Genomic DNA, 13,511 nt, shown 5'->3' on the forward strand with positions numbered 1-13,511 from the left:
CATGTTCAATCCAAGCTTGTCTCATAGACAAACTCTTCAAAATTAACGTCTGCACATTTTGGTGGTTACCACAAATCAATCTGATCTAAACCAAATCGATCCGTCGTCTCCAGGATGCACAGACTTTTGCGCCATAACGCTGCCCGCGCATCCCTTCCTTCTGATCTACAATGTCAAAGAACTCAAAGGCCGAAGCCCCGAACCGCTCGTTCCGCGTCGCCGTCTCGTTGGCGCCGCACCCCGTCGGTGGAGGCGGGTTATAGGCCCCACTCCCAGAACTGTCAAACACCTTTTTGCAAAAAAATGACAGAAATGTCGTTACGCAAAATTTTTGCGCGAAACCATATATAGGTTTCACTTTTATGACCTGCAAGGGGAGCAAAACCCGAAAATCGGGGCCGGATCGGATTGCCCTGCGCGATAATGCCGATAAGATGTTCGCGCACCACCAAGCCGAAGAAAGAATCACCCCTGCCAAAAACGGCAATTAATCCGGATCAACGCCCATGCCCCACGACAAAACGCCCCAGACATCGCAAAGTGATTCGCAAATCAAACCGACTTACCCAAGCCAAGAGACCCCGATTGAGGTGATCGACATGCATACCGGCGGTGAGCCGTTGCGCATCGTCACATCGGGCTATCCCGATATTCCGGGCGACGACATTCTGGCCAAGCGCCGTTATGCCCGCGACCATCTTGATCATTTGCGCCGCTTTTTGATGTTCGAGCCGCGCGGTCATTACGACATGTATGGCGCGATCCTGGTTGAGCCCAGCCTTCCGGAGGCCGACCTTGCGGTGCTGTTTATTCATAATGAAGGTTATTCGACCATGTGCGGCCATGCGATTCTGGCCCTTGGTCGTTATGCGATTGATTACGGACTTGTCAAAGCCGTCGCACCAATCACCACAGTTAATATTGAATGCCCTTGCGGGCTGGTGCGCGCCGAGGTCGAGGTCAGTGACGGCAAAACCGGCAAGGTGCGGTTTTCATCGGTGCCGTCCTTTATGTTTGCCAGTGACCTTTCCTTACAGCTCGCCGATGGCACGAACTTCAAAACCGATATCGGCTATGGCGGGGCGTTCTATGCCATCCTTGATGCCGGGCAATTTGATATCGCGATTACGCCAGAAAATGTTAGCCACCTGACACGACTTTCAGAGGAGATTTGTCAGGCAGTAAATGACAGTGTGACGCTATCGCATCCCGATCATGATGATCTGGCCTTTTTATATGGCGCAATCCTGACCGACGGGGGTGATGCGTATGGGGCATCCCCGACACGTAATATATGTGTGTTTGCCAAAAACCAGGTTGATCGCAGCCCGACCGGGTCCGGGGTCAGCGCCCGGCTTGCCATCCAGCATGCCAAGGGATTGATCACACCGGGACAGGTCCGGGTGTTTGAAAGCGTGATCGGATCAAGCTTTGAAGGATCGGTTGAAGCCACAACCAGCTTCGGTCCGCATCCAGCCATCATCGCCTCGGTCAAGGGCAAGGCGCATTATAGTGGCACGGCCAGTTTCTGGCATGACGCGGATGACGCGGTCGGGCGCGGCTTTATTGTCGGGTAAGCTCAACAGCACAGAAACAAAAAAGGGATGCCAACAGCATCCCTTTTTACGTTCCGGATTTCAGTTCGCCCTATTCCCGCGCCTTGCGCAGGCATTCCATCAGACTGTCGGCCGAGCTTTGGATATGGTTGGCAAGCAGTTCGACGGCTTCGTCGACATTGCCGGCCTTGCAGGCTTCGAAAATCTGGTGATGCTCGCGTTCGGCCCGGTCGGTTGCGCCGGACAGGGCCAGCTGCGCCTGGGTAAAGCGCACTGTGTTATTGCCGATCATGCGGACAATCTCGAGCGTCTTGGGACGGTTCGAGGCGCGATACAGGCGGTCGTGGAATTCACGGTTAAGCTCCCCCCACTTGGCGACATCGCCGGAGCGGAAAGCTTCGTCATAGACCATCAGGATGTCTTCGACCGATTTCAGATCAGCCGGGGTCAGGCGCGGGACCGCGTGACGCAAAAGATCGCATTCCAGCAGCTTGCGGACTTCAAACAGTTCCTCGATCTCATCAAGCGAGAGCTGCGAGACGATGGCGCCCTTGTGCGGCTGGAAGGAAACCAGTCCTTCAGCGTCCAAACGCTGCAGGGCTTCACGGACCGGAATGCGCGAGACATTATATTCACCCGCAATGGCATCCTGCCGCAGCTGGTGACCCGCAGGGAAATCGCCCGTCAGAATGCGTGCACGAAGGTCTTCGGTCACCTGATCGGTGATGGTACGGCGGGTAAATCGCGGTGATGCGGTCATTTCAGCTCTTTTACGGTGTTATCCCGACGATACATGGCATGCCGGTCGGTCGGGTCTTTTATTCTGCCCGACAGAATTTGTCAGTTTTGCTATTCATAGCGTTGGGCCAGCCAAGTCGCAATACAATTGCATACTGTATACCCCCCCACACTTTGCCGAAATACGACGAAGGGGGCATAGAGCCCCCTTTTTATATCAAGATGTGATCAAGAACACTCTGTCCTGTTCACCTCCGACCTATTTGACGATGAAGCCATGGGCGTATGGATCGCGATCATCGATGAAGATCGTGTTGTAGCCATGCTTGCGCGCCCAGCCTTCAATACCCGGCACGACGGCATCAAATTCACCGACCTTGGTTTTCTCGACGACGGAAACGCGGAACTGCGATCCGATGATGCTTTCATGGACCAGTTCATCCTTGGGATCCCACTGCCCCTTGGCAACCAGTTGCGCCAGACGGGCTGATGTCCCGGTGCCGCATGGCGAACGGTCAATACCCTTATCGCCATAAAACACGGCATTGCGGTGCGTGCTGTCTGGCTGGGTCGGCTTACCGGTCCACTGGATGTGCGACAGCCCCTTGATATCGGGATAAAGCGGATGAACGAATTCGTTTTGTTCATTCAAACGGCGGCGGAGTTCCGGGCTGATGCGCTGCAGATCCCCGGCCGAGAAATCCGCCATGTCGCGGTAGTTTTCCTGTGGCTCGACAATCGCATAGAAATTGCCGCCATAGGCAACATCAACCTTGATCGGGCCGATATCGGGGCAATCGACTTCGATATCGGTTTTATAAAGGAAGGACGGCACGTTGGTGAGCTTGACCGATTCAACGTAATCGCCGACCTGATTGTATTCCGCGATCACCAGACCAGCTGGCGTTTCAAGGCGCAAGCGCCCCGGCGTTTTGGGCTTTACCAGCCCTTCCTCGATCGCCATGGTCACCGTGCCAATCGTGCCATGACCGCACATCGGCAGGCAGCCGGATGTTTCGATAAACAGAACGGCGACGTCATAGTCATCGGACGTCGGATCATACAGGATCGAGCCCGACATGACGTCATGGCCACGCGGCTCAAACATCAGGCCGGTACGGATCCAGTCATATTCCGCCAGGAAGTGCGCCCGCTTTTCGAGCATGGTGGTGCCTTTAAGCTTGGGACCACCGCCGGCAACGAGACGCACCGGGTTGCCGCAAGTATGACCGTCGACACAAAAGAAACTGCTTTTCGCCATGAGTGGGGCCTTTAGAAACCGGTGAAACCAGAGAAACGATTAATACGATACGGGGTCATGTCGACCGGAGCTTCGCCATCTGCCATCAAATCGGCAACAAGACGCCCGGTCGTCGCCCCTAGTGTCAGGCCAAGGTGACCGTGACCGAATGCAAAGAATGCATTGGTGTGACGCGGGCTTTTGGAAATGACCGGCGTTGAATCCGGCATGGACGGCCGGAAGCCCATCCATTCCGTACCGCCTTCGCCATTAAGCTTGGGCAGGACTTCCTTACCCTTGGCAAATAGCGCCTTGGCGCGTTCATAGTTGGGTGCAGCCAGAAGGCCGCCCAATTCGACCGCACCACCGACGCGAATACCCATTTCAAGCGGGCTTAGAACAAAGCTGTCATCGGCACAAACAATCATGCGCGACAGTTTGGCATCGTGGTAAGGGACAGTGGTGTTATAGCCGCGCTCCGTATCAAGCGGAACAGGACTGCCCAGCCGCTTGGCGAGCGTCTTTGACCAGGCACCGCAGGCGACAACCACCTGATCAAAGGTGATCATGTCACCGGCATCGGTGGTGGCCGCACGGGGCTTGCCATCGCGGAACACGAAATTGGTAACGTCAGCGGTTTCGAATTTTCCGCCGCGATCGAGGAAGTGCTTGAAGATACCAGTGGTAATTTTGAAGGGATCAAGGACATGGCCCCAGTCCTCTTCCATCACGCCACAGGCAAAGATCGGTGCCAGATCGGGTTCGATATCGCGAACCTCATCACGCGTCAGATCGCGCAGTTTGATACCGTTGCGCCGACGCAAATCAATGGCATATTCGGCGGCCTTGCGCGATTCCGTGCTGCGATACACCGCCATGGCGCCGTGCTTTTTGAAAACGGCATCGGTAAGGCCCGCTTCCTTCAGAACCGGGTCATAATCATCCCAGGCGCGGTTTAGCAGCGTCGCCATATTGGTTGCGATCTGCTCCACCCGGGTTTTGCTGCTTGCCGCCAGAAACCGAAGCAACCAGGGCATCATTTTCGGCAAATAGCCCCAACGCACCGATAGCGGACCTAATGGGTCCATCAGCCAGCCCGGCACATTCATCAGCATTCCCGGCATCGCGACCGGTGCACATTCAGACACCGCAATACCGCCCGCATTGCCAAAGGAAGCCCCCATGCCCGGTTCGCCACGATCAAGGATCGTGACGTCATAGCCCTTACCCAGCAGGGCCAAACCAACATTGACGCCGACAATACCGGCACCAATCACAACGACCTTTTGGGAATCAGACTTGTCAGATGAACTTGCGGCTTTGGCTGGCGTCATTTTTGGGGCCTCACGATTTGGGATATGTGGCGCTTGGTTTTCTAATCCACGGGCACATCGCAGGAAACTCCCCCGCAACATGCGCGGAGGAGCCTACTGTTTCATCAAATACAGTGCCAGTGCAATCATGATTGCAAAGCACAGCCCTTAGAGTGACGGGCGGGTATCGATGGCTTTCTGGATGGTCGCCTTGATGGTCTCAAGTTCTTCACCAACCAGCGGCAGACGCGGTGCACGAACGTGCGGTTTGCCAACGCCGGTCATTTCCTGGGCAAGTTTGATGTACTGAACCAGTTTGGCATGCACATCCATGTGCAGAACCGGGGTGAACCAGCGATAGATTTTAAGCGCTTCGGTGTATTTGCCCTCGGACAGCAACTTCCAGAGTGCAACCGATTCTTTCGGGAAGGCATCGGTGAAGCCCGAAATCCAGCCAACCGCACCCAAAACCTGGGTTTCCATGACAAGGTCATCCATGCCGCAGAACAGAACGAAACGATCACCGCAGGCGTTGTAGATGTCGGTAATACGGCGCGGATCGCCGGAGCTTTCCTTGATCGCGACAAGGTTTTCGACATCGGCAAGCTGATTGAACTCATCTGGCTTGATATCGATGCGATAGGCACCCGGGTTGTTGTAGATCATGATCGGCAGCTTGGTCGCGGCCGCAACAGTGCGGAAATGTTCGATATTTTCGCGCGGGTCGGCGGTATACACCATGCCCGGCAGAAGCATCAGGCCATCGGCACCGAGCTTTTCACATTCCTGGACATAACGGATGGCCGAACGGGTGGAGCTTTCAGCGACACCGGACAAGACCGGGATACGGCCCTTGGTGACTTCGACGGCCAGTTTCAGGACGGCGATTTTTTCGTCGGGATCAAGGGCGGTATTTTCACCAACCGAGCCCAGCATGACCAGACCATCAACACCGGCGGTGATCAGATCTTCGATCTGCTTTGCGGTCATATCGAAATCGATCGAACCGTCTTCGTTCATCTGGGTGGCAACGGCGGGGAAAACGCCAGTCCAGTTTACCTGCATGGAAAAGTAACCTCCTGATATGGCGCAGCGATGGGGCCGCACCCTTAAGCCTGAAAGCCCTGATAATCTTGGGCTGCGTTCAATTAATGTATATTGTATACAAAATTAAAAATCGCGATGCAACGGGATTTTTGCTCAAGTTTGTTTCCGCAGCAAAATCCACAGATGGCGACGATGAGTTTACGGGGTAACGACTGACGGTTTGGTCATCACCGCAGATAAGGAAAAGCGTGCGTCAATCATCATCGACAATAACGCGTCGACCAGATAGCACTACATATGATTTAATCACCATCACCCTTTTCAACCCATTAGCGTCGAGGGCGATAATGACGGAGATGAAGGCCCTGTTGCGTTTTCCCGGCGCACGTAAGCTTGCGCTCACTGCTTACCCTATTCCGGAACCGGACAGGAACGCCGTCCGTGTTAAAACGCGTTACTCCGTCATTAGCCCGGGCACCGAATTCTCCCAAGCCCGTCAGGCCCGCGCCAACCTTTTTCAAAAGGCATGGCAGCGACCGGATCTGGTTGCGTTGACCCTACGCCATCTGAAATCCGAAGGATTGCGTCGCACACTGACACGTGTTGATCATCGCCTGGGGCGGCCGATGCCGATGGGGTATTGCGCCATGGGTCGGGTTGAAGTTACGGGGTCGAATGTCTCAGACATCACAGCCGGTCAGCGCGTTGCCATTGCCGGCATGGGGCAGGCCAATCATGCTGAGTGGAACCGGGTTTCGGTGAACCTTGCCTGCCCGGTGCCGGATACGGTGCCCGATCAACAAGCAGTTTTTGCGACACTTTATGCCTTGGCCTTACATGCCCTTCGACAGGGAGAGACTTCGATTGGTGATCGGGTGGCGGTTATAGGGGCGGGGTTGATTGGCCAGTTGGTTGCCGAAACGGCCTGCGTGGCAGGTGCCTTGGTGACGGTGATTGAACCTGATCCAACGCGTCGGGAGCTTGCTGAGAGAAACGAATGTTTGCGCTGTGTTGCAGCAATCAAGAATGCACCCGAAAGCAGCTTTGACAGCGTTTATATTTGTGCCCCGGGCAAGGGTGCACATCGTTTGATAGATGCCGCCACCCGGCTCTGTCGGGATCGCGGGACAATCGTTTGTGTCGGCGATGTCGCCCCGCATGGTGCGCGCAAGGCACTTTATGAAAAGGAAATCACCATTCGTCAGGTGCGTTCCTATGGACCGGGACGTTATGACCCGAACTATGAAGAGCGGAGTGAGGATTATCCGCTGGGTTATGTGCGATGGACGATCAAACGGAATATGCAGGCAGCCCTTGATCTGATGGCAGACGGACGGCTTGACCCAAGCCCACTTATTACATCCGAGATTGGTTTCGAGGATATCGCGGATCATTTCGCGAAGGGACCCGATCCCGCGCAGCTGGCAACGCTGGTGAGATACCGACAAACAGAATGCGTGCAAGAAAAGCCCCCAACTGCGTCGGAGCGAAAAGCGACACAGGCCACTGACCGTGTCCAGGTCGGACTGATCGGCGTGGGCAACTATCTGGGCGGCAGTTTGTTGCCCCTGTTACAGAAGCATCCTGAGGTCCAAATCGCTTCGTGCTGTTCACAAAGCGGATTGTCGGCGGTTGCGCTCGCCAAAAAGATTGCCGGGGTGCGCATGAGTGGCGGGGCGGACGAACTGCTTGCGGACCCGGGTGTAAACGCCGTTATCATCGCGACACGCCATGACAGTCATGCCGAGTTGGCCGCCAAGGCGTTTGCCGCTGGCAAGCATGTCTGGCTGGAAAAGCCGATTGCGGTTGACCAAGCCGGACTGGAGTTACTGCGGGACGCCATTGGGACTTCACCACAACGCGTCTTCATGGTCGGGCATAATCGGCGGTATGCAGCGATGACCGAAAAGCTGCGCGAGGCGTTGCCGACGAGCGCGAAACAATTCCGCTATCGGGTGCGGATTAGTCCGCTTCCCGCGGATCACTGGCTTCATCAGTCTGATCAGGGCGGCCGCGCGATTGGCGAGATCAGTCATTTTATTGATTTGATCATAAGCCTGATTGATAGCGACCTGATCGGGCTCACCTGTCACTGGATTGATCGCACGGCGGGCGACAGCATCTGGCACATGCGGTTTGCCGATGGGTCGGTTGGCGAAGTGAGTTACCTGCAGGGCAACCGACATGATCCCAAGGAAGTGCTTGAGATTGACGCGCCCAATTTCACTGCAACGCTGTTTGACTGGAGAAAGCTTCGCGTCAATGGCCGGACCACCCAGCGACACTGGTTCGGGCAGGACAAGGGTCAGGCCGCCGCGATAGATGCGTTTGTTAGTGCCATTGCGAGTGGCGAGCACCCTGCCCTGACGCCGCGGATCGAAGATGAAATCGATGTGATGGGGCGTATACTGATGGCGGCCAATTCGACCAAATCTGATTAATGCGGTCCGGCGTAAAGGATCAGGAGCGGCAGGGTCAGCATGCTGATGATGGTGGTCAGCAGGATCGTGGTTGATGACCGGTCGATACAGACATTATAGCTGCCCGCCACAATCGCGACATTGGCACCACTTGGCAGTGCCGCGACCAGTGTCACGATCATCAGCCACAGCGGCGGCAGATCGAAAATGAAATGACCGACTGAGAAAACCAGAAGCGGCTGAACAAACATCTTGGCCGTGGTGCAAAGCAGGCTGGCGCTTAGGTTACCGCGCACCGACTGGCCATAAAGCCCGGCACCGACCAGCAAAAGTGCAATGGTTGGGCCTGCGGTGCGGAACCGTTCAAGCGTGCCGTCGACCATTTCCGGCATGCGAATTTCAAACAGCGACGCCAGAACACCCAGCACAATCGCGGCAATGATCGGGTTTCGCGCAACACGGGCGATACTGCGAAACACGTTGGACAACCAATGCCCATCGCCACCGCGGCTACCCTCGACGATCATGATGGTCATGCCCATCAGGGTCACCGGATGGATCGAAAGAACGATCAGAAGTGGTACCAGACCTTCTTCGCCATAAACCGCCTGCACCAGCGGAATGCCCAGCAAAACGATGTTGGAAAATACCCCGCCCATGGCGGTGACGGCGGCCTCGTCTGTCTTGGCGCTGAGCCACACACGCGCAGCAACAAACACAAAAGCAAAGTTCAACAGCACGCCGGAGTAATAGCTGCCCCACAGGCGCAAATCGAAATGCGCACTGATGTCGGATTGCGACAGGGTCTGAAACAGCATCGCCGGGATAAAGGCATTCATGGCGAGCTTTGCCAGAAACGGTATGCCTTCGCGCTTGATGATCTTGATATGGGTAAGCAGGAAACCGCACAGGATCGTCAAAAAGACAGGTCCAACTTTTCCGACGATCAGATCAAGCATGGTTCCCCCAAGGCAACAATGGGCAAGGATGCACAGCACTGCGCAACAGATCGGGAAAACCGCGTCGATCACGCAAAAAGAAAGGACAGCATCATTGACGCTGTCCTTGAATACTACAAATCATTTTACTGACTTACCAGCCCCGCACCGCAATTCCATCGGCAAGGCTGCCATGCGTATCAGTCACTTGGGTCAGTCAGATGGCGAAGTCTGCACCCGTTTGACCGCATCTTTCCAGCCATCAAGCAAACCCTTGCGGCGGCCCGGTTCGATATCTGGTTCAAAACTGGCATCAAGGTGCCAATTCTCGGCAATATGATCGAGATCGCGGTAAATACCGGCCTGCAACCCGGCAAGGTAAGCAGCCCCCAGTGCCGTGGTTTCGGTGACTTCGGGGCGCTCTACTGAAATGCCCAGAACGTCTGAAAGCATCTGACACATCCAGTCATTGGCAACCATGCCGCCATCAACGCGCACCGCCTTGGGCGATACGCCATCAGCCGCCATTGCTTCAAACAGATCAAATGTCTGATAACAAACGCTTTCAAGGGCGGCGCGGACAAACTCGCGCGGACCGGTATCACGCGTCAGGCCGAAAATCGCCCCGCGGGCATCCGGGTCCCAATAAGGTGCGCCAAGACCGGTAAAGGCTGGCACCAGATAAACTCCGTGATTGCCACCAAGGGATTTTGCCAGCCCTTCGGTCTCGGCCGCGGACTTGATGATACCAAGCCCGTCACGCAGCCATTGCACAGCCGCCCCGGCAACAAAGATCGCACCTTCGATGGCGTAGCTTGTTTTGCCATTGATGCGATAACCAACCGTGGTCAAAAGGCGATGCTTGGAGGTCACGGCCTCATCCCCGGTATTGAGGATAACAAAGCAGCCGGTGCCATAAGTGCTTTTGATGTCGCCCGGCTCAAAGCAGCATTGACCAAAGGCCGCTGCCTGCTGATCGCCCGCCATGCCAAGAACCGGAATTTCAGCACCAAACAGATCGGCATCGGTGACGCCGAAATCAGCGGCACAATCCTTGACGTCGGGCAGCATATTGCGCGGAACACGGAAGATGTCGCAAAGTTCATCATCCCAAGCGTTTTCGCGGATGTTAAACAGGTTGGTGCGCGCCGCGTTGGTCGCATCGGTTGCATGTGATTTGCCACCGGTCAGACGCCACAACAAGAAACTGTCAACCGTGCCAAAGGCCAGATCGCCCTGCTCAGCGCGCGCACGCGCGCCCGAGACATGATCAAGGATCCAGGCAACTTTGGTTGCCGAGAAATAGGGATCAATCAGAAGGCCGGACTTTGCATTGACCGTGTCTTCAAGCTTGGGATCGCGCTTTTTAAGATCATGACACAGGGCGGCTGTCCGACGGTCCTGCCAGACAATGGCGTTATAGATCGCCTTGCCGCTCTTGCGGTCCCAGACTACGGTGGTTTCGCGCTGGTTGGTGATGCCGATTGTAGAGACCTTCGCGATATCAACGCGTGCCAAGGCCTCCTTGCAGACGGCGACCACGGTATTCCACAGGTCTTCCGGGTCATGTTCGACCCAGCCACTATTGGGGAAATGTTGTGGAAATTCCTGCTGGGCGACGGAAACCGAGCGGCCGTTTTCATCAAAGACAATGGCGCGTGAGCTTGTCGTTCCCTGGTCAATGGCAAGGATATAGCGCGTTTCTGACATGTTTGTTTTCCTCCCGAGCCGGCAGGTTTCCTGCGATCCGACCCTGCATGCATTGATGCGTTGCGGCCCGCCCATATGACGGTGCCATTGGTTTTATCGCTCTATTTAGAAAAAAATCGTGGCAAAAAACAATTCGTTTTCGAAAATTTTTCTACGCACATCCCACAGACCACTGTTTTATCGCGAAAAATTAGAGTTGAGTTTAACAGCGATCCGGACGGCAAAATTAACCGCCCTGATCGCGGCACATCATTTGCAACGAAAACGGGAGAATGAATTTCAACCGGCATCTTTTTCCCATGGAGGGTTGTGATGGGATTGTATGAAACCCTGTCTGCTGTCACCAATACCGCGCAAAGCGCCAAGAGTGCGGCCAGTTTCCGTCAGACCATTTCATCAAGCAGCGTCCCGCTTCCTGAAGAAAAGAAGGAAGAAAATGCCGAGCTGGCCTATATCCGCGAGCACGGCTTTACGACCTATGTAAAGGAGATCGAAGAACGCAAGATCGAAGAAATGCGTGCCAAGATCCTTAAAAGCATGGGGCTGGATGAAGAAAGCCTAGCCGAAATGGATGCCGAAGATCGCCAGGCCATCGAAAAGGCCATTGCCGATGCCATCGAGCAACGCCTGAATGGCAACACCCTTGCCGAAGCCGAACTTGGTAAAGGGGCGAAAGGCGATGAAACCGCCGATGAACGCCGGGATCGTTTGCAGGCCAAGATCGCCTTTAACCCGAATATGTTTGATGTGTTCACCGAATTGCAATCCGAACTACCAAGCGGCTCCTCACAGTCGATCACCGGCAATGGTGATGAGAATTCCAACGCATCCGGTGCACGCAAGAAAGGCATCTTTGACGTCTGATGCGCGGGCATAAACATCATTCCGATCCCGAACGCAGAAAGGGCGCTGCAATCTGCAGCGCCCTTTTTCGTCTATGTAAGGTGGTTGTGACGATTATTCGTCAACGCCACCGATGCAGACATATTTGACTTCGAGGTAATCCTCGACACCGTATTTGGAGCCTTCGCGGCCGACACCGGACTGCTTGAAGCCGCCAAACGGTGCAACCTCTGTCGCCATGACGCCGACATTCACACCAACCAGCCCGCTTTCAAGACCCTCGGCCAGCTTCCAGATACGCGAGATATCACGCGCGTAGAAGTAGGACGCCAGACCGAATTCGGAATCATTGGCCATCTCAAGCACTTCATCATCGGTCTTGAACCGGATCAGCGGTGCCATCGGGCCAAAGGTTTCCTCGCGGAAGACCAGCATGTCGCGGTTGGCATCGGCAATCACGGTCGGCTGGAAGAACGAGCCGCCCTTTTCATGACGTTTGCCACCGGTAAGGATACGACCCCCTTTGGAAAGCGCATCGGCAATCTGGTTTTCGACCTTTTCAACCGCTTTTTCGGTAATCAGCGGGCCGATGATTACGCCATCTTCGGCGCCATTGCCAACCGGCATTTCGGCGACTTTGGCAGCGTATTTCTCGGCAAACTCGTCATAGACCGCGTCATGAACAAACAGGCGGTTGGCACAAACGCAGGTCTGACCGGCATTGCGGTATTTCGAGGCAATCGCGCCTTCGACAGCAGCATCAATATCCGCATCTTCACAGACGATGAACGGTGCGTTGCCGCCAAGCTCAAGACTGATTTTCTTGACCGTATCGGCACACTGGCGCATCAGCAAACGGCCAACCGGTGTGGATCCGGTAAAGGTGAGCTTGCGGACCTTGGTGTTTTCGGTCATTTCCGCGCCAATTTCCTTGGCGTCACCAGTGACGATCGAAAGCAGACCTTTCGGCAGGCCCGCACGTTCGGCCAAGATCGCCATCGCAAGTGCAGAATACGGGGTTTCCATTGCCGGCTTGACCACCATCGCACAGCCAACGGCAAGTGCCGGGGCGGCTTTGCGGGTGATCATCGCAGTCGGGAAGTTCCACGGCGTGATCGCGGCACAAACGCCAACGGGTTCTTTGAGAACCATCACACGGCGGCCTTCGGCATAGGTCGGGATCACATCACCATAGATGCGTTTGCCTTCTTCGGCGAACCACTGCAGGAAGCTTGAAGCATAGGCGATCTCGCCCTTGGCTTCAGGAAGCGGCTTGCCCTGCTCGGCAGTCATCAGCGCGCCAAGATCGTCCTGATTTTCCATCATCAGGTCGTACCATTTCATCAGAATGGCAGAGCGTTCCTTGGCGGTGCGTTTTTTCCAGGCCTTTTGCGCCTTTTCGGCGACGTCAACGGCATGGGCGACCGCATCACGGCCAAGCACGGGAACCGTGCCAAGCACTTCGCCGGTTGCCGGGTTGGTGACCTGTTCGGTTTTCCCGTCTGGGGCATCGACCCATTCCCCGCCGACATAGGCCTGCTGGGTGAAAAGACTGGGGTCTTTAAGCGAAATCATTTGAGTGCCTCCGGAAAGCATTATTGGGAGCGACATGATCGAACACTGGTCCTTATCTAGTCTGCTCCGTGGTGGATGCCACATCTTTGCGAGATATTTCCCCAATAGCAATCGCAAACCGGGGTCATTGC

11 protein-coding genes are annotated in these 13,511 nt (G+C 55.4%); 4 read left to right on the forward strand and 7 right to left on the reverse strand.

What is annotated here, in order from left to right:
* The first annotated feature begins 506 nt into the window (after positions 1 to 506).
* A complete protein-coding gene (locus UF64_RS14305) occupies positions 507 to 1,577 on the forward strand; it encodes a proline racemase family protein (protein WP_082049791.1) in 1,071 nt (356 codons plus the stop codon).
* Between the two features lie 70 nt (positions 1,578 to 1,647).
* Here the strand turns inward: UF64_RS14305 and UF64_RS14310 are convergent, their stop codons facing one another.
* The 4 genes from UF64_RS14310 to UF64_RS14325 form a co-directional block, all read right to left on the reverse strand.
* Positions 1,648 to 2,316, reverse strand: coding sequence for a GntR family transcriptional regulator (locus tag UF64_RS14310; RefSeq protein ID WP_044829306.1), 669 nt, complete (start codon positions 2,314 to 2,316; stop codon positions 1,648 to 1,650).
* A gap of 237 nt (positions 2,317 to 2,553) precedes the next feature.
* Positions 2,554 to 3,555, reverse strand: a complete 1,002-nt coding sequence (locus UF64_RS14315; RefSeq protein WP_044829307.1) for a 4-hydroxyproline epimerase — start codon at positions 3,553 to 3,555, stop codon at positions 2,554 to 2,556.
* Between the two features lie 11 nt (positions 3,556 to 3,566).
* The gene (locus tag UF64_RS14320; RefSeq protein WP_044829308.1) at positions 3,567 to 4,868 is read right to left on the reverse strand and encodes an FAD-binding oxidoreductase; all 1,302 of its coding nucleotides are present in this window, start codon (positions 4,866 to 4,868) and stop codon (positions 3,567 to 3,569) included.
* 147 nt (positions 4,869 to 5,015) lie between these two features.
* Entirely contained in the window at positions 5,016 to 5,912 is an 897-nt protein-coding gene (locus tag UF64_RS14325; protein WP_044829309.1) for a dihydrodipicolinate synthase family protein, read from the reverse strand.
* Positions 5,913 to 6,250: 338 nt separating this feature from the next.
* Here UF64_RS14325 and UF64_RS14330 point away from each other — a divergent pair, with 338 nt between their 5' ends.
* Positions 6,251 to 8,335 carry a bi-domain-containing oxidoreductase gene (locus UF64_RS14330; RefSeq protein ID WP_044829310.1) on the forward strand — a complete coding sequence of 695 codons (2,085 nt, stop codon included), beginning with the start codon at positions 6,251 to 6,253 and terminating at the stop codon, positions 8,333 to 8,335.
* Here UF64_RS14330 and UF64_RS14335 read toward each other — a convergent pair.
* Together UF64_RS14335 and glpK are read right to left on the reverse strand one after the other, a co-directional pair.
* The gene (locus tag UF64_RS14335) at positions 8,332 to 9,273 is read right to left on the reverse strand and encodes an AEC family transporter (protein WP_044829311.1); all 942 of its coding nucleotides are present in this window, start codon (positions 9,271 to 9,273) and stop codon (positions 8,332 to 8,334) included. The two genes, UF64_RS14330 and UF64_RS14335, sit on opposite strands and share 4 nt — an antisense overlap.
* A gap of 192 nt (positions 9,274 to 9,465) precedes the next feature.
* Positions 9,466 to 10,962: a glycerol kinase GlpK gene (glpK, locus tag UF64_RS14340; RefSeq protein ID WP_044829312.1), complete on the reverse strand. Its 1,497-nt coding sequence runs from the start codon at positions 10,960 to 10,962 to the stop codon at positions 9,466 to 9,468.
* Between the two features lie 75 nt (positions 10,963 to 11,037).
* Here glpK and UF64_RS20950 point away from each other — a divergent pair, with 75 nt between their 5' ends.
* The gene (locus tag UF64_RS20950; RefSeq protein ID WP_235285076.1) at positions 11,038 to 11,238 is read left to right on the forward strand and encodes a hypothetical protein; all 201 of its coding nucleotides are present in this window, start codon (positions 11,038 to 11,040) and stop codon (positions 11,236 to 11,238) included.
* A 36-nt stretch (positions 11,239 to 11,274) separates the two neighbouring features.
* Positions 11,275 to 11,826, forward strand: a complete 552-nt coding sequence (locus UF64_RS14345; RefSeq protein ID WP_044829313.1) for a hypothetical protein — start codon at positions 11,275 to 11,277, stop codon at positions 11,824 to 11,826.
* Positions 11,827 to 11,919: 93 nt separating this feature from the next.
* Here UF64_RS14345 and UF64_RS14350 read toward each other — a convergent pair whose 3' ends face one another.
* Positions 11,920 to 13,380: an NAD-dependent succinate-semialdehyde dehydrogenase gene (locus UF64_RS14350; protein ID WP_044829314.1), complete on the reverse strand. Its 1,461-nt coding sequence runs from the start codon at positions 13,378 to 13,380 to the stop codon at positions 11,920 to 11,922.
* Between the last annotated feature and the right edge of the window lie 131 nt (positions 13,381 to 13,511).

Origin of the sequence: Thalassospira sp. HJ (assembly GCF_000948415.1) — a bacterium.
Taxonomy (GTDB): Bacteria; Pseudomonadota; Alphaproteobacteria; order Rhodospirillales; family Thalassospiraceae; genus Thalassospira.